Origin of the sequence: Neisseria dentiae, assembly GCF_024580525.1 — a bacterium.
In the GTDB taxonomy this organism is placed as follows: domain Bacteria; phylum Pseudomonadota; class Gammaproteobacteria; order Burkholderiales; family Neisseriaceae; genus Neisseria; species Neisseria dentiae_A.
Genome location: NZ_JANIKQ010000005.1, coordinates 1 through 16,529 on the forward strand (window position 1 = coordinate 1; position 16,529 = coordinate 16,529).

Consider the following 16,529-nt stretch of genomic DNA (forward strand, 5'->3'; position numbering starts at 1 on the left):
TCAATCTGAGCCAGGATCAAACTCTTATGTTCAATCTCTAACTTTTTAACTTCTGGTCTGCTTCAAAGAAACCGACAAAGAATAGATATATCTACATCTTGTCTGTTTTTGTCGCAGTGTGAGGCACTAAGGCACTCACACTTATCGGTAATCTGTGTTGTTAAAGAGCGTTTCCTGCTGCCGAAGCAGCGAAGAAAGCGAACTATACACAACCTCCAACAAAACAGTCAACACAAAAACCAAAAAATCCCACACCAAAAACAACAACCGACTGTTTCACAACAATATTTAATTCAACACAAACATTAAGCCGCCTGAAAATGTTTCAGACGGCCTCAAGTTCTCTAATCAAGTCTAACAGTGAACCCTGAAAAATTATGCTTCACACAAGGTTTGCATAAGCGCCGGCCTGCTTACCCAAGCAAACCTGTTACAATATTCTGAGTTTTCCTTCCCAATTACCTTTTCGCGTTATGACCAAACCCATTTATATCCCCTTGCGCCTGCATACCGAGTTTTCTATCACCGATGGCACGGTGCGTATCAAAGACGTTGTTAAAAAAGCAGCGGCCATGGGCATTCCTGCATTGGGAATCAGCGACTTAATGAACACGTTTGGTTTGGTTAAGTTCTATAAAGCCTGTCGCGGTGCGGGCATTAAACCCGTGATGTCGGCTGATGTGTGGGTTGAAAACCCCGAAGCAACCGATAAGCCTTTCAGGGCGGTTTTGATTGCGCAAAACGATGAGGGATACCGGCGTTTAAGCGAACTGCTCACGGCGGCTTATGTGGGGGAGGATCGTAATCCGGATCATGCGGAGCTTCGCCAAGCATGGTTGGCCGAGGGTGATAACACCGGTTTGATTTGCCTATCCGGTGCACATTACGGCGAAGTAGGCGCGCATCTGATGAACGGCCATCCGGAGGCGGCCAGAGCGGCGGCGCGGAAATATGCGGTGTGGTTTCCGAATGCGTTTTATTTGGAATTGCAGCGTCTGCCCGAGCGCCCGCAATGGGAAGTTTCGGTTGCCGGCAGTGTGGAAATTGCCGGGGAGCTTGACTTGCCTCTCGTTGCAACTCATCCGGTGCAGTTTTTGAATAGCGAAGATTTCCAAGCACACGAGGCGCGGGTGTGTATTGCGGGCGGTTGGGTGCTGGCAGATAAAAAACGCCCGCACGATTTTTCGCCCAGCCAATTTTTCGTAGCACCCGAGGTGATGGCCGAGCGTTTTGCCGACCTGCCTGAAGCGCTTGAAAATACGGTGGAAATTGCCAAGAGGTGCAATCTCACGCTCACGCTGGGCAAAAACTTTCTGCCGCTGTTTCCCACGCCCGACGGCATGTCGTTGGACGATTATCTCGTGCAGCTTTCCAACGAAGGTTTGCAGGAACGCATGGTTCAGCTTTACCCCGACGAGGCCGAGCGCGCCGAAAAAATGCCCGAATATCAGGCGCGTTTGGATTTCGAGCTGAAAATCATCATCCAGATGGGTTTTCCTGGCTATTTTCTCATCGTACAAGACTTCATCAACTGGGCGAAAAACAACGGCTGTCCGGTGGGGCCGGGGCGTGGTTCGGGCGCAGGTTCGCTGGTGGCTTATGCGTTGAAAATTACTGATCTCGACCCGCTGAAATACGCGCTGCTGTTCGAGCGTTTTTTGAACCCCGAACGCGTGTCTATGCCTGACTTCGATATCGATTTCTGCCAAAGCAACCGCGGCCGCGTGATTGAATATGTGCGCGAGAAATACGGTGCGAATGCAGTCAGCCAGATTGTTACTTTCGGCACCATGTCGTCAAAAGCGGTTATCCGCGATGTAGGGCGTGTGCTGGAACTGCCGTTCGGCCTGTGCGACCGCCTCTCGAAACTGATTCCGCTCGAAACCAACCGCCCGGTGAGCCTCGATAAGGCCATGGAAATGGAGCCGGAAATCAAACAGTTGATTGAAAACGAAGATGCGGGTGAGCTGATCGAGTTGGCGAAAAAGCTGGAAGACCTTACCCGCGGCCTCGGCATGCACGCGGGCGGCGTGCTGATTGCGCCGGGCAAAATTTCTGATTTCAGCCCTGTGTATCAGGCCGATGAATCCGCTTCGCCGGTGTCGATGTACGACAAAGGCGATGTGGAAGACGTGGGCTTGGTGAAGTTCGACTTTTTGGGTCTGCGCAACTTAACCATTATCGAAATGGCGCAGGAAAACATCAAAAAAACCGTTGGCGAAACCGTTGACGTCAACACCATTCCGCTCGACGACCAGGCCGCTTACAAGATTTTCCGCGATGCCAACACCACCGCCGTATTCCAGTTTGAATCGACCGGCATGAAAAAAATGCTGAAAACGGCACACACCACCAAGTTTGAAGAGCTGATTGCGTTTGTGTCGCTCTACCGCCCCGGCCCGATGGACAATATTCCCGATTTCGTCGCCCGCATGAAAGGGCAGGCATTCGAATATATCCACCCGCTGTTGGAGCCCGTGCTGGAGCCGACCTACGGCATCATGGTGTATCAGGAGCAGGTGATGCAGGCTGCGCAGGTTATCGGCGGCTATTCGCTCGGCGGCGCCGACCTGCTGCGCCGCGCCATGGGCAAGAAAAAGCCCGAAGAAATGGTGAAGCACCGAGAAATTTTCGCCAAAGGTGCAGAAGAAAAAAACATTCCGCGCCAGAAAGCCGATGAAATTTTCGACTATATGGAAAAATTCGCCGGCTACGGCTTCAACAAATCCCACGCCGCCGCCTATGCGCTGATTTCCTACCAAACCGCCTGGCTCAAAGCGCACTACCCCGCCGAATTTATGGCCGCCACCATGTCGAGCGAGCTGGACAACACCGACCAGCTCAAGCATTTCTACGACGACGCACGCGCCAACGGCATCAGCTTTCTGCCGCCCGACATCAACGAATCGGACTACCTGTTTACGCCGAACAGCCAAAAACAGATCCGCTACGCCCTCGGCGCCATCAAAGGCACGGGCGAAGGCGCGGTGGCCTCGATTATCGAAGCCCGCAGGCAGGGCGGCAAATTCAGCGGCCTGCTCGATTTTTGCGAGCGCGTCGGCAAAGAGCATATGAACCGCCGCACCCTCGAAGCGCTGATACGCGGCGGCGCGTTCGACAGCATCGAGCCAAACCGCGCCATGCTGCTGGCCAATATCGACCTGGCCATGAACAACGCCGACCAAAAAGCCGCTAACGCCAACCAAGGCGGGCTGTTCGACATGATGGAAGACGCCATCGCCGCCATCGAGCTGGCCGATGCACCCGCATGGAGCGAATCGGAAAAACTCGCCGAAGAAAAAACCGTTATCGGCTTTTACCTTTCCGGCCATCCGTTCGGCCCTTATGCCGAAGAAGTGCGCCAAATCGCGCCCACCCGCTTAGGCCGTCTGAAACCGCAAGACAACGTGCGCGTGGCCGGTTTCGCCACCGCCGTGCGCACCATGATGGGCAAACGCGGCAAAATCGCCTTTGTTACGCTCGAAGACCAAAGCGCCCAAGTGGAAGTGATGGTAACCGGGCAAGTGCTGGAAGAAAGCGCAGGCCGTCTGAAAGCCGACCAAGTGCTGATTATGGAATGCAAAATCAGCCGCGACGACTACAACGGTGGCGACACCCTGCGCATTGTTGCCAACCAAGTGATGACGCTGCAAAGCGCCCGCGAACGCTACGCCCGCAGCCTGAGCCTGTATTTGCGCCCCGAACACGACATCACGCAATTGGCGGCGCTGCTCACCGGCCACCGCAAACCCGACACCGCCCATATCCCGCTGCGCCTTGCCTACGGCAACGATGCCGCGTCCGGCCAATTGCGCATCGCCCCGAAATGGGCGGTAACGCCGAGCGCGGAACTTTTCGGCGAACTGGAAAACCTGCTGGGCGGACGGGCGGTTAGGGTAAACTGGTAAAACTTTTCGGAACAGCAACCGCACAGAAAAGCATTGGCAGGATATTTTCTAAAAACATTACAGGCCGTCTGAAAAGGTTTTTCAGACGGCCTTAAGGTATTTTTGCAAAGGTCTCTGCCTGTCATGTTTGCGAAACCCATACCGGCATTTTACCCCTTGCGTCATACTCGGGCTTGACCCGAGTATCTGCTATTTCTTTCGAAACGAAAAGATACTCGGGTCAAGCCCGAGTATGACGACTGTTGAGTATTTCAAACAGCCTGAAACCTTTACCAAACTCACTCAGGCCGTCTGAAAAAGCTTTTCAGACGGCCTTTGCCATTCCCCTGCCCGCAATCAGCAGCGCCGCCGCCTGCACCAGCAGCAACACCCACACCACGCCCGTCCAACCGCCTTGCGCATAAGCCAGCCCGCACAGCCACGAGCCGGCGGTGCCGCCGCCGTAATAAGCCATGTAATACAGCCCGGAGGCCAGCGAACGGCCTTCCGTTACATTGGCCGCAATATAGCTGATGGTGGCCGCCTGCGTGATAAACACGCCCGACGACATCAGTGCCAACGCCGCCACCACCGCCGGCAGCGGCGCAAACAGCGTGCCCAACACGCCCGCGGCCGACAAACCCACCGCCAGCAGAATCGTGCGGCGGCTGCCGAAACGGTTAATCAGCCGCGCCGAGAGCGGCGTAATCACCATACCGATTAAATAAACCGCAAACAGATTGGCCAAGCTGCCGCTGTCCAAACGGTAAGGCGCTTGCGCCAAATGCAGGTTGATATAGGTAAAACAGCCCACCAGCGAACACAAAACACACGCACCGAGCAGGCAGGCCGCCGCCACATAACGGTTTTTCAGATGGCCCGACAACGTGCGCAAGGCCGTCTGAAAATCCGGTTTGGGCACAAACCGCTGCGACGCGGGCAACTGCCGCCACACAAACAGCGCCCCCGCAAAACTCAGCGCCGCCATCACATAAAACGCCGAACGCCAACCCATCCACTCGCTCAAATGGCCAAGCAGGAAACGGCCCATAAAACCGCCCAGCACCGTGCCCGCCACATAAAGCGACATCAGCCGCGTCATCGCCTTACCGCCGAACTCTTCGCCGATATAGGCAATCAGCACCACCGTAATCCCCGGCACCGCCAAACCTTGCAGAAAACGGTAAAACATCATCTGCTCAATGGAGGCGGCCACCGCCAGCAACGCGGTCGGCACGCCGAGAAACAGCAGCGAGCCGACGATAAACACCTTGCGCCCGACGGCGTCCGACAGCATACCCATAAACGGCGACATCAGCGCCACACCGAGCACTGTCGCCCCCACCGCCAACCCCGCCTGCACTTCGCTGGCCTGCAAATCGCGCACCAGCAGCGGCAGCACCGCCTGCACGGAATACACCTGCAAAAAAGCAAACACGCCGGTTAAGGCAACGGCGAGGCGCAATAAAAAATCGGGGGAGCGGCTGTGTGTGTTCATCATCAAACCGGATTGGCTGCGGGTAAAAACGGCGCGGGTGCGGATAAAGCGAAATGGTTAAACATCGTTCGGACGCTGCGCCCATTTCGGCCCGCTTGCCAGCACCTTATCATAAACCGGACAATCCTCTACATGCGCGCCCTTCAGATAGCCCGTGCTCATCAGAAATTCATTCACAATCTCGCCGCCGACAAATTTAAAATGCCGTTTGAACAGCTTCACCCATTGCGGCAAGGCCAGCGGATGGTGCGCATCGAGCCAGTTTTTAAACGAACCGTATTCCTGCTGCAACAGCAAAATCTGCTGCGCATTGTGAATGGCCGCGTTGATTTTCAAGCGGTTGCGGATAATGCCCGCGTCGGCGAGCAGGCGTTCGCGGTCGGCTTCGGTGTAAGCCGCCACCGCAGCGATGTCGAAACCCGAATAGGCCGTCTGAAAACCCGCCTGCTTGTTTAAAATGGTCGTCCAGCTCAAGCCCGCCTGATTGATTTCCAACACCAGCCGCCCAAACAACTCGTTATCGCCCTCAATCGGAAAACCGTAGGCTTCGGCATGATAAGCCTTGTTGGGATTGCCGCTGTTTTCAGGCAGCGCATTGCAAAATTCGCAGTAATTCATTTTCAGACGGCCTTTTGAAAAAGAGGCTTTTTTATAAAAAAATCAAAAGATACTCGGTGCAAACTAGAAGATAACGCAAGTATTTGAAACTTAGGCCGTCTGAAAAACCGTATTGCACGTTTTTCAGACGGCCTTTTTTTGTTGCGGCAGGTTTAGCCGATTTCGGCGGCGTATTGCTCGGCGCTCAGCAGGCCGTCCAAATCGGCGGCGTTGGCGGGTTTGATTTTAAAGAACCAGCCTGCGCCGTAAGGCTCGCTGTTGGCGGTTTCGGGTGCATCCACCAGCGCATCGTTCACGGCCACCACTTCGCCCGCAATCGGCGCATACACATCAGAAGCGGCTTTCACCGATTCCACCACGCCCGCCTGCTCTTCGGCGGCCAGATTGGTGCCCACTTCGGGCAGCTCTACAAACACGATGTCGCCCAGCAACTCTTGCGCGTGCTCGGTGATGCCCACGGTTACGGTGCCGTCGGCCTCCAAGCGCAGCCATTCGTGGCTGGACACATATTTCAATTCGGCGGGGATATTGCTCATGGTTTGATTCTCCATTGGTTTGAAAGGTTTAAAAAAGCAGCGGTTATTTTTCGCACTGCTTGGTGGTTTCATTATACCTGCCGCCTTCGTCGAGGCAGGCATCTTTGGCGCCGCAGGCTGTTAAAGCGAATGCAATCGATACGGCAAACGGTAATAACATTCTACACATGAAATTCTTTCAACTGTTCATTACGGCTCATTACGGCATTTTATGTTTTCAGACGGCCTTAAGGGTATTTTTGCAAAGGCCTCAGGCCGTCTGAAAAATTTGATTTACTTATTCAAACTGCTGCTTGCCGTTGCGCACAAACGGCAGCTTCAATACGCGCACGTCCACTTCTTTGCCGCGCATCAAAACTTTGGCCGCTTCGCCGTTAAAGTCTTTCGGCACGCGGGCGATGGCGATGGACTGCTTGAGGCTGGGCGAGAACACGCCGCTGGTGGTGATGCCTTTACCGGCATCGGTAATCACTTCCATATGGTCGCGCAGCACGCCGCCTTTGGCGAGCAAGAGGCCGACCTGTTTATAGGCAACGCCTTTTTCTTTCAGGGCAACCAGCGCGGCTTTGCCGACGAAATCGCGGTTTTCGTCTTTCAAATCCACCGTCCAGCCCATGCCGGCTTCGAGCGGGCTGGTGTCGTCGTCCATATCGTTGCCGTAGAGGTTCATGCCCGCTTCCATGCGCAGGGTGTCGCGCGCGCCGAGGCCGCAGGGCTGCACGCCGGCTTCGCGCAGGGCGGCGAAAAAGGCGTTGGCTTCGCTGCCGGGCAGGATCACTTCCACGCCTTCTTCGCCGGTGTAGCCGGTGCGGGCGACAAACCAGTCGTTGCCCAAATCGGCGCCTTGGAATACGGCAAGGTTGTTTACGGTTTGTGCCCATTCGGGCTTCACTTTCAACAGTTTTTCAACGGCTTTGGGGCCTTGCACGGCCAGCATGGCCAAATCGTAGCGGGGGTTCAGTTTGATGCCGAATTCTGCGCCGATTTTGGCAAACTGGGCGGAATCTTTCTCGCGGGTGGCGCCGTTGGATACGATGCGGTATTGCGTTTCGGCTTCGTTGGTGCGGTAAACGATTAAGTCGTCGATCACGCCGCCGTTGTCGTTGAGCATGGCGGAATACAGCGCTTTGCCGACAAAACCGAGCTTGGCCACATCGTTGGCAATCAGTTTGCGGAAAAAGGCTTTGGCTTGGTCGCCGCTAACGTCGGTTACCAGCATATGGGATACGTCGAACATGCCGGCATCGGTGCGCACGGCTTCGTGTTCTTGGATTTGCGAGCCGTAGTGAATCGGCAGTTCCCAACCGGCGAAGTCGATTAATTTGCCGTTGGCGTCTTTATGGGCTTGGTTGAAAGGTGTGGTTTTGAGGGCGGTCATGTCTCGGTTCTCCATAGGTTAAGGATGGCGTTTGCTTTTCACGCGACCCTATCTGTCCTTGAACCTGAGATTTTCGGCTTTTCCGGTTGCAACGGAAACACAGGCCGTCTGAAACCGGCTTGTGCGCCTGAACCCGTTTCGATGCCGCTTCGGGCTTGGGTTTTCAGACGGCCTTCTCCCCTTCGGTGGACGCAGCCGCGCCGCTCTCCAGATGTTTGTGATGGTGTGTACAGTCCTTTTGCCTGAGCGATTTAAGGGTGTCTGCGCCTTCGGCGGCTGCGGCACAATCGGCCGCAACGCTCTCCTGCACACTTTTTGGATTATGGCGTTAATCCCGCCCCGGGGCAAGGGTATTCTTTACGTTGGCGGGATAAAACGGCTCCTTCTATTTTATTCAGACGGCCTGAAACAATAATGCCGCCTAAAACAACAGGCATTTTCACAGATTATTTTAAAAAAATATGTTTTTTAAACTATTGTGCGTTAAGTTGAATTATCTTATATTAAGGCCGTGTTTCAAGCAAAAGCACTATAGTGGCTTCAATTTAAAACAGTACAGCGTTGTCTCGCCTTGCCGTACTACCTGTACTGTCTGCGGCTTCGCCGCCTTGTCCTCTTTTAAATTTAAGCCACTATAAAATAAACAACCGCGATAAGAAGAAAGGGCACGACATGGCACAAATCACTTTAGACAAAACCGATCTCAAAATTCTACAGGTGTTGCAGGAAAACGGCCGTTTAACCAATGTGGAACTTTCCGAACGCGTAGCCCTGTCGCCCTCCCCCTGTTTGCGCCGCCTGAAACAGCTTGAAGACGCGGGTATCATCCGCCAATACGCCGCGCTGCTCTCGCCCGTGTCGGTGAAGCTCGGCCTGCAGGCGTTTATCCGCGTGTCGATTGATAAAGCGGTGGAAGCCCGCGACGATTTTTCGGCCGCCGTGCAGAAATGGCCCGAAGTGTTAAGCTGCTTTGCGCTAACGGGCGAAACCGACTATCTGCTGCACGCCTTCTTCACCGATATGAATGCGTTTTCGCATTTCGTGCTCGACACCCTGCTCTCCCACCCCGGCGTTCAGGATGCGAAATCGAGCTTTGTGCTTAAAGAAATCAAAAACACCACCGCGCTGCCGCTGGGGCATTTGCAGCAGGATTAAACCGTAACCGCCAACCGCAAACAGGCCGTCTGAAAGCATTCAGACGGCCTGAGATATTTGAAAAGGTCGGGTTGTTTTGCCTGCCCTCCTGTTCACACCGCCGCCAAAAAACCTTATGATTGCGAACCATTATTAAAAAGCGCCGCAACCATGCCTGCCAGCAACGAAACCGTAACCGCCCACACCCGCCTGTGGCTCGAAAAAGCCGTTATCGGCCTGAATTTGTGCCCTTTCGCCAAAGCACCTTATGTGAAAGGGCTGGTGCGGATAAGCGTTAGCCGCGCCAAACATCTCGACGGCTTTTTGGAAGATTTAGACCGCGAACTGCAACTCATCGGCAGCGCACCGCCCGAAGAAATCGAAACCACGCTGCTGGTTCACCCCGATTTGTTCGGCGATTTTCTGGTGTTTAACGATATGCTCGATTTGGCCGACCAAGCCGTTGCCGACAACGGTTTGGAAGGCATTATCCAAATCGCGCCGTTCCACCCCGATTTCCGGTTCGAAGGCACCGAAGCCGACGACATCACCAACTACACCAACCGCTCGCCCTACCCCACCCTGCATCTGATACGCGAAAGCAGCATCAGCAAAGCCGCCGAAGCCTTTCCCGATGCCGAAGCGATTTTCGGGCGCAATATGGCGCTGCTGGAAGAAATGGGGCAGCAGGGTTGGGATGCTTTGCAGATTCCGCGCTGCCCGCATCACAGTGAATCAAATGAATAACAAACACCCGCGCCACACTCAGGCTTAACCCGGGTATCTCGAGTTTCAGAAAGTTTTGAGGCACTCGGGTCAATCCCGGGTATGACGAAACTTTTATTAAATAAGCGGTTTTGCTATATATATATAAAAATAGGGAAAACATGATATTACGCTCTATTTTCTGGCTGTTTGGCGCCGTTGCCTTATTGCTGGGCATTATCGGCATCTTTCTGCCCGTGCTGCCCACCACGCCGTTCGTTATCCTCGCCGCTGCCTGCTGGGCGCGCGCCTCGCCGCGTTTTCACCGCTGGCTGCACCAACACCGCGTTTTCGGCCCCATGGTGCGCGATTGGGAAGAACGCCGCGCCGTTCCCCGCCGTGCCAAATACTTGGCCTTTACAATGATGACACTCTCTTGCGGCTGGCTGCTTTACCGCTTTCCCGAACAATGGTGGTGGAGCGCCGCCTCGGCGCTGTTCTGCTCGGCCGTAGTCGTGTGGATGTGGCGGCTGCCCGATGCCTGAATTGCAAAGATTCCGGCCCGCCGCAAACCGCCAATAATATAGTCAATTAACTTCAAAAAGCACACCTGTCATACTCGGGCTTGACCCGAGTATCTCATGTCGCCGAAACTCAAGATACTCGGGTTAATGAATGATGAAAAACAAAATACCCGATATTACCAATGGGTATTTTTTTGTTCTGAGTACGTGGTAATTTATGATATAGTTCTCAAAATTTATATTACCTTGAGTTTTTAAAATACGAGACAATAGGTGATCTAAACAAAGAATATATGAAAAGTAACCAATGCAATCCTGGGCTTGAACTTTGTGTTAAAACTAAATAAACCCGAATAAGAAAGGAAATATCACATGGCAGAACTAACGCCTTTACTCGCTTGGACTTTTACCGCCGAATGTCCGATTCCAAACGATGTCAATGAATTATTGGTAGCAGGAGAAACACCTGTCGCCGCCTATAAAACCATGCGTGACAGCGCGATTTTTACCAATAAACGCCTGATTGTGCGTGATGCACAAGGCTTACGCGGTAAGAAGGTGGAAATCTATTCGCTGCCATATTCCAACATCAATATGTGGTCAAGTGAAAATGCCGCAGGCTTTTTAGACTTTACTGCGGAACTGGAGTTGTGGACACGCGCTGGCCATATAAAAGTCAGCCTGTTAAAAGGTATTGATGTCCGTAAATTGGATAAATTGATTGCTGATTGTGTATTAAATTAAGATATGGTCAAAAAGGCCGTCTGAACATTCAGACGGCCTTTTATCACAACCCCCTGCCTTAACGGCGGTCATCGGGGCGCGGAGCCGGTTTGTGCTGCTTCACGGGCGGTTTTTTTCTTGGCTTTTTTCACATTTTTGTTCGGCTTGGCTTTTTTGGGTGCTTTCGCTTTAGGCGCTTGTTTTTTCACGCTTTGTTTTTTATATTTCGGCTTTTCTGCCTGATGCGTTACGTTCGCACCGGCGGGGGCGGCCTGCGCAGCCAGCGGCGCTGCCATCAAACCGGCGGAAACCATCAACAGTGAAGCGAGTTTGGTAAGTTTTTTCATGATTGGCTTTCTTTCTTAAAGAAGACGTTACGGGAGCAAAATATCAAATCAACCGTTGTTACGGTTTGCTCTGTTTGCCGGCGCCATCTTAACCGCTTTGATGTAAACAGGCGTTGCCTGCGCGTAAAAATATCGGTTTCTTGGGTGATTAATCCGCACCCGTTTGTAATCAAAGCAACACCCGCCCCATGTAAGAGGCGGGTGTTGCGTAAGGCTTGATTAAGAAGTTTCAGAATAACCGTCACAAAATTATGCCACGGCTGTTATTCCGAAACGTCCTAAAACTTACTTGATACCGCTGGCGGATTTCACGCCTGAAGCGTCCAAAGTGGTAGCGGCGGCGCCGGTGGCGGCAGTGCCGGCAGCGGCTTTGGTTTTAGAAGATTTGGTGGTTTTGCTAGTGCTCACTTTGTCTTCCACTTTGTTGGCGGCTTTCTCGGCAGGAGCGGCCATCACGGCGGCAGACATCATTGTGGCTGATACGAGTACGATAAACTTTTTCATCTGTATATCCTATTTTTTGAAGTTAATAAAAAAACATCATGTTGCGAAACATGTGTTGGTAAGAAAGCAGAGAAAAAGAAAAGTTCGCAACAGCCGTAATTTTAAGCGGTAAAAAAATTTTAAATTTATTCAATGATATAAACATACAGGCATACATTCGATATGATTTATACCGTATGCCGGAAAACTAATCGCTGTTACCAAAAAGGTTTTTAAGCATATTAATAATCCTGCCGCCCATACCCGCCTGCTTAACATTCGGGCGGCAAAGGCCGTCTGAAAACGCAGTTTCCGAAAGGAAACAAGTTTCTGCGAAGCTAAAACACAGTTCGGCACCACCGCAAATCTGTTTTCAGACGGCCTTGAATCGTGCAAACAATTTACGCAAACGCCCGTTTTCAGATAAGATTACGGCCAATCGAAAATTTGGAATCTGTATCTACCTGGCTGTACATCAGTTTGACCGGAGCAGATTCAACCCCGAAGGAACACGCATAGTGAATAACAAACAACAACTGCAAGAAGGCTTGCAGGCACTCGGCCTCACGCTCACCACACCGCAACAACTGCTGCTGCTCGAATATGTTGCCCTGCTCACCAAATGGAACAGCACCTACAACTTAACCGCCCTGCGCGACGAAGCGTCGATTATCAGCCACCACATTCTCGACAGCCTGACCCTGCTGCCGTTTGTGCAAGACGCAAAAACATTGATGGACGTCGGCTCCGGCGGCGGGATGCCGGGTATTCCCACCGCCATCTGCCGCCCCGATTTGCAGATTACCCTGCTGGATTCCAACACTAAAAAAACTTCGTTCCTGCAACAGGCCGTTATCGAGCTGGACTTGAACAACGTAACCGTTGCCGCCGGCCGCGTGGAAGCGATGCACGATAAAAAAGTGGACGTGGTTACCAGCCGCGCGTTTGCCGAGCTGGCCGACTTTATTTCGCTCACCAAACACCTCTTGAACGAAAACGGTTATTGGGCAGCCATGAAAGGTGTTTATCCTTATGAAGAGCTGGAACACGTGCCTGCTTCGGTAGAAGTGGTGAAAGTGGAAAAACTCCATGTGCCTATGCTCAACGCCGAGCGGCATATGGTGGTGATGAAACCGAAAAAATGAGCTTTACCGTTTAACACTGTTTGTCATACTCGGGCTTGACCCGGGTATTTTTTGTTTGTAAGAAATAGATGACACCCGGATCAGGCCCGAATATTCAGACGGCCAGAGACCTTTGCAAAAAAGCCGTTTTAATCTGGAATGTATGATATTTTGTCATACCCGTGCTCAACCCGAGTATCTCTTTTTCTTCTAAAACAAAAAGATGCTCAGGTCAAGCCCGAGCATGACGCAAGTGTTTTAAGGTGCCTAAAAAAAATTTTGCAAAGGTCTCGGCCTGACACCTTTTGCGAAAACATCTTAAAGGCCGAGACCTTTGCAAAATTCAAATTACTATCTGAAAAAAACCTGAATTCCGTCATTCCCGCGCAGGCGGGAACCCAGTCGTTTTTTCATAAGTTATTGAAATAAAATAATTGATGGTTTTAAGGCTGGATTCCCGCCTGCGCGGGAATGACGGGATACGAACATTTTCAGGTTTGAATTGGTTATTTTGCAAAGGTCTCAGGCCGTCTGAAATGCTTAAACACAAGAAAAGGGCGCTTTCCCAAGCGCCCTTTTTTACTGCCGTCAAGATTTAGTCTTTCTTGTCTTTCACTTCTTCAAACTCGGCGTCAACCACATCGTCGCTGCCTTTCGCACCACTGTCGGCTGCCTGTTCCGCACCCGCGCCGTTGGCTTCTGCCTGTGCTTGGGCATAAACCAGCTCGCCCAGTTTTTGGCTGGCCGTGCCCAAAGCTTCGGCCTTGGCATCGATGTCGGCTTTGTCTTCGCCTTTCACGGCTTCTTCGGCGGCTTTCAAAGCGTCTTCGATTTTGGCCTTTTCATCGGCATCGAGCTTGTCGCCGTATTCGCCCAGTGATTTTTTCACGGAGTGAATCAGCGCTTCGGCTTGGTTGCGCGAAGCCACCAGTTCGGTCAGTTTTTTGTCTTCTTCGGCATTGGCTTCGGCATCTTTCACCATGCGTTCGATTTCTTCTTCGCTCAAACCTGAAGAACCCTGGATGGTGATTTTAGCCTCTTTGCCGGTGCCTTTGTCTTTGGCCGACACATGCAGGATACCGTTGGCGTCGATATCAAAGGTTACTTCGATTTGCGGAATGCCGCGCGGTGCCGGTGCGATGTCGCCCAAATTGAAGTTACCCAGCGATTTGTTGGCGGAAGCACGCTCGCGCTCGCCTTGCAGCACATGGATGGTAACGGCGCTTTGGTTGTCTTCGGCGGTTGAGAACACTTGCGACGCTTTGGTCGGAATGGTGGTGTTCTTCTGAATCAGCTTGGTCATCACGCCGCCCATGGTTTCGATACCGAGCGACAAGGGAGTTACGTCGAGCAGCAATACGTCGCTGCGGCCGCCGCCCAACACTTCGCCCTGAATCGCGGCGCCGAGCGCCACGGCTTCGTCGGGGTTGACGTCTTTGCGCGGTTCTTTGCCAAAGAAGGCTTTAACGGCATCCTGCACTTTGGGCATACGGCTTTGGCCGCCCACCAGAATGACGTCGTCGATATCGCCCACGCTTAAGCCGGCGTCTTTAACGGCCACTTTACACGGCTCGATGGAACGCTCGATCAAGTCTTCCACCAGGCTTTCGAATTTGGCACGGGTGATTTTCATCGCCAAGTGTTTCGGGCCTGCGGCATCCATAGTGATGTAGGGCAGGTTGATTTCGGTTTGCTGGCCGCTGGAAAGTTCGATTTTGGCTTTTTCGGCGGCTTCTTTCAGGCGTTGCAGCGCCATCACGTCGTTTTTCAGGTCGATGCCTTGTTCTTTTTTGAACTCGGCGATGATGTAGTCGATCAAGCGTTGGTCGAAATCTTCGCCGCCCAAGAAGGTGTCGCCGTTGGTAGCCAGCACTTCAAACTGTTTTTCTCCGTCGATATCGGCGATTTCGATGATGGAAATATCGAAGGTGCCGCCGCCCAAGTCGTACACAGCGATTTTGCGGTCGCCTTTGGTGTTTTTATCCATACCGAAAGCCAGTGCGGCTGCGGTCGGCTCGTTGATGATGCGTTTTACGTCCAAACCGGCGATGCGGCCCGCGTCTTTGGTGGCTTGGCGCTGGCTGTCGTTGAAGTAGGCCGGAACGGTAATCACGGCTTCGGTTACCGGCTCGCCCAAATAAGCTTCGGCGGCCTGTTTCATTTTGCGCAGCACTTCGGCGGAAACCTGCGGGGGCGACAGCTCTTTGCCTTGCGCTTTCACCCAAGCGTCGCCGTTGGCGGCTTTCACGATGTCGAAAGGCATCAGGTCGATGTCTTTCTGAACTTCTTTGTCTTCGAATTTGTGGCCGATCAGGCGTTTTACCGCGTAAATGGTGTTTTTCGCGTTGGTTACGGCTTGGCGTTTGGCCGGTGCGCCGACCAAGATTTCTCCGCCGTCCAAATAGGCGATGATGGAAGGCGTGGTGCGCGCGCCTTCGGCGTTTTCAATCACTTTGGTTTGGCCGTTTTCTGAAATAGCCAAGCATGAGTTGGTTGTACCTAAGTCGATACCGATTACTTTTGCCATTGTGTTATTGCTCCTTAAATGATTTCTGAAATTCTATCCGGGCATCTGCCCTGTCGGATTCGTAAATAAGGTGTGTTTTTAACTTTTCAAGTATGTGCGCTTAAATTTTTTGATAAAATAATCGTTTTTAATTCAAGCGCTTGATTTACTTATCCACAAGCCGTGCTTTTGTTTTTTGCTTTCAGACGGCCTTTTCGCTACCGCACTAAGGCCGTCTGAAAATTTTGTTTCTAAAGAAACGGCCGCAGCGGTGCTTTCAGTTGCCGCCCTCGCCGCCTTGAGCCACGGTTACCATGGCGGGACGCAACACGCGGTCGGCCAGTTGGTAGCCCTTTTTCAGCACGCTCACCACGGTATTGGGTTCCTGATCGCTTTCCACCGCCTGCATGGCTTGGTGATGGTGGGGGTCGAGTTTGTCGCCCGGCTGCGGGTTGATTTCGGTAATTTGGGTATGTTCGAAAGCCTTGTTCAATTCGTTCAGCGTCATCTGCACGCCCATTTTCAAGGCGTCGAAATTACCGCTTTGGTCGAGCAGCGCCATTTCCAGATAATCTTTCACCGGCAGCATTTCGGCGGCGAATTTCTGGCCGGCGTATTTGTGCGTGGCCTGGATTTCTTCGGCGTGGCGGCGGCGCAGGTTTTGCTCGTTGGCCAAACCGCGCAGTTGTTCGTCTTTCAACATACCTTCGAGTTCGGCGATTTTGGCTTCCAAATCCTCATAAGAGGGCTTTTCCTGCGCTTCGCTTTCAGCTGCTTCAGCTGCTTCTGCGGTTTCATTGTCTACGGTTTCGTTGTCTACGGTTGGGTTTTGTTCGGTCATTTTGGGCAATCCTTTGCGGTTGGTTATTTTGATAGAGCCTTAATATAAGGCCGTCGGCAACTTATTCAAGCCGCAATCTTTACGAAATCGCACGGGGTATCAGGCCGTCTGAAAATATTTTCAGACGGCCTGAAGGCAGTTTTGCAAAGGTCTCGGCCTGTTTGTTTAAAACAAACAAAAAAGGCAAAACCTTCCGGCTTTGCCTTTTATATTGCTTGGCGTTCC

At 52.5% G+C, this 16,529-nt stretch carries 14 protein-coding genes and 1 riboswitch; of the genes, 6 read left to right on the top strand and 8 right to left on the bottom strand.

The features are described from left to right. Positions 1-473 precede the first annotated feature (473 nt). Complete coding sequence (gene dnaE, locus NQ012_RS04305; protein WP_257066386.1) at positions 474-3,908, top strand: DNA polymerase III subunit alpha; 3,435 nt, start codon at positions 474-476, stop codon at positions 3,906-3,908. 304 nt (positions 3,909-4,212) lie between these two features. On the opposite strand, the gene NQ012_RS04310 is transcribed toward dnaE, so the two are convergent. From NQ012_RS04310 to gcvT, 4 genes are all read right to left on the bottom strand, one after another. After that, positions 4,213-5,388: an MFS transporter gene (locus NQ012_RS04310; protein WP_257066387.1), complete on the bottom strand. Its 1,176-nt coding sequence runs from the start codon at positions 5,386-5,388 to the stop codon at positions 4,213-4,215. A 54-nt stretch (positions 5,389-5,442) separates the two neighbouring features. Then, the gene (locus tag NQ012_RS04315) at positions 5,443-6,003 is read right to left on the bottom strand and encodes a DNA-3-methyladenine glycosylase I (protein ID WP_257066388.1); all 561 of its coding nucleotides are present in this window, start codon (positions 6,001-6,003) and stop codon (positions 5,443-5,445) included. Between the two features lie 152 nt (positions 6,004-6,155). Further along, a complete protein-coding gene (gcvH, locus tag NQ012_RS04320) occupies positions 6,156-6,554 on the bottom strand; it encodes a glycine cleavage system protein GcvH (protein ID WP_257066389.1) in 399 nt (132 codons plus the stop codon). A gap of 262 nt (positions 6,555-6,816) precedes the next feature. After that, on the bottom strand, positions 6,817-7,917 hold the full coding sequence (gcvT, locus tag NQ012_RS04325) for a glycine cleavage system aminomethyltransferase GcvT (protein ID WP_257066390.1): 1,101 nt from the start codon (positions 7,915-7,917) through the stop codon (positions 6,817-6,819). Between the two features lie 220 nt (positions 7,918-8,137). After that, positions 8,138-8,234, bottom strand: a riboswitch (glycine riboswitch). A gap of 355 nt (positions 8,235-8,589) precedes the next feature. On the opposite strand from gcvT, the gene NQ012_RS04335 reads away from it, so the two are divergent. From NQ012_RS04335 to NQ012_RS04350, 4 genes are all read left to right on the top strand, one after another. Further along, entirely contained in the window at positions 8,590-9,072 is a 483-nt protein-coding gene (locus tag NQ012_RS04335) for an Lrp/AsnC family transcriptional regulator (RefSeq protein WP_085365584.1), read from the top strand. A 150-nt stretch (positions 9,073-9,222) separates the two neighbouring features. After that, positions 9,223-9,798, top strand: coding sequence for a DUF1415 domain-containing protein (locus NQ012_RS04340; RefSeq protein ID WP_257066392.1), 576 nt, complete (start codon positions 9,223-9,225; stop codon positions 9,796-9,798). 140 nt (positions 9,799-9,938) lie between these two features. Then, a complete protein-coding gene (locus NQ012_RS04345) occupies positions 9,939-10,301 on the top strand; it encodes a YbaN family protein (protein WP_257066393.1) in 363 nt (120 codons plus the stop codon). A gap of 351 nt (positions 10,302-10,652) precedes the next feature. Then, the gene (locus tag NQ012_RS04350; protein ID WP_257066394.1) at positions 10,653-11,024 is read left to right on the top strand and encodes a PH domain-containing protein; all 372 of its coding nucleotides are present in this window, start codon (positions 10,653-10,655) and stop codon (positions 11,022-11,024) included. Between the two features lie 68 nt (positions 11,025-11,092). Here NQ012_RS04350 and NQ012_RS04355 read toward each other — a convergent pair whose 3' ends face one another. Continuing rightward, positions 11,093-11,350, bottom strand: coding sequence for a late embryogeneis abundant protein (locus tag NQ012_RS04355; protein ID WP_257066395.1), 258 nt, complete (start codon positions 11,348-11,350; stop codon positions 11,093-11,095). A gap of 285 nt (positions 11,351-11,635) precedes the next feature. Further along, on the bottom strand, positions 11,636-11,854 hold the full coding sequence (locus NQ012_RS04360) for a hypothetical protein (protein ID WP_257066396.1): 219 nt from the start codon (positions 11,852-11,854) through the stop codon (positions 11,636-11,638). A gap of 497 nt (positions 11,855-12,351) precedes the next feature. Between NQ012_RS04360 and rsmG the strand changes: the two genes are divergently transcribed. Continuing rightward, positions 12,352-12,978, top strand: coding sequence for a 16S rRNA (guanine(527)-N(7))-methyltransferase RsmG (gene rsmG / locus NQ012_RS04365; RefSeq protein ID WP_257066397.1), 627 nt, complete (start codon positions 12,352-12,354; stop codon positions 12,976-12,978). 574 nt (positions 12,979-13,552) lie between these two features. Here the strand turns inward: rsmG and dnaK are convergent. Both dnaK and grpE read right to left on the bottom strand, forming a co-directional pair. Next, on the bottom strand, positions 13,553-15,484 hold the full coding sequence (dnaK, locus tag NQ012_RS04370; protein WP_257066398.1) for a molecular chaperone DnaK: 1,932 nt from the start codon (positions 15,482-15,484) through the stop codon (positions 13,553-13,555). A gap of 256 nt (positions 15,485-15,740) precedes the next feature. Beyond that, the gene (gene grpE / locus NQ012_RS04375; RefSeq protein WP_257066399.1) at positions 15,741-16,304 is read right to left on the bottom strand and encodes a nucleotide exchange factor GrpE; all 564 of its coding nucleotides are present in this window, start codon (positions 16,302-16,304) and stop codon (positions 15,741-15,743) included. Between the last annotated feature and the right edge of the window lie 225 nt (positions 16,305-16,529).

Bases quoted from the DNA above. Each gene is read 5' to 3' on its own strand.
- dnaE (WP_257066386.1), top strand. From the start codon at position 474: ATGACCAAACCCATTTATATCCCCTTGCGCCTGCATACCGAGTTTTCT.
- NQ012_RS04310 (WP_257066387.1), bottom strand. From the start codon at position 5,388: ATGATGAACACACACAGCCGCTCCCCCGATTTTTTATTGCGCCTCGCC.
- dnaK (WP_257066398.1), bottom strand. From the start codon at position 15,484: ATGGCAAAAGTAATCGGTATCGACTTAGGTACAACCAACTCATGCTTG.
- NQ012_RS04355 (WP_257066395.1), bottom strand. From the start codon at position 11,350: ATGAAAAAACTTACCAAACTCGCTTCACTGTTGATGGTTTCCGCCGGT.
- grpE (WP_257066399.1), bottom strand. From the start codon at position 16,304: ATGACCGAACAAAACCCAACCGTAGACAACGAAACCGTAGACAATGAA.
- gcvT (WP_257066390.1), bottom strand. From the start codon at position 7,917: ATGACCGCCCTCAAAACCACACCTTTCAACCAAGCCCATAAAGACGCC.
- NQ012_RS04335 (WP_085365584.1), top strand. From the start codon at position 8,590: ATGGCACAAATCACTTTAGACAAAACCGATCTCAAAATTCTACAGGTG.
- NQ012_RS04340 (WP_257066392.1), top strand. From the start codon at position 9,223: ATGCCTGCCAGCAACGAAACCGTAACCGCCCACACCCGCCTGTGGCTC.
- NQ012_RS04350 (WP_257066394.1), top strand. From the start codon at position 10,653: ATGGCAGAACTAACGCCTTTACTCGCTTGGACTTTTACCGCCGAATGT.
- NQ012_RS04345 (WP_257066393.1), top strand. From the start codon at position 9,939: ATGATATTACGCTCTATTTTCTGGCTGTTTGGCGCCGTTGCCTTATTG.
- NQ012_RS04315 (WP_257066388.1), bottom strand. From the start codon at position 6,003: ATGAATTACTGCGAATTTTGCAATGCGCTGCCTGAAAACAGCGGCAAT.
- gcvH (WP_257066389.1), bottom strand. From the start codon at position 6,554: ATGGAGAATCAAACCATGAGCAATATCCCCGCCGAATTGAAATATGTG.
- NQ012_RS04360 (WP_257066396.1), bottom strand. From the start codon at position 11,854: ATGAAAAAGTTTATCGTACTCGTATCAGCCACAATGATGTCTGCCGCC.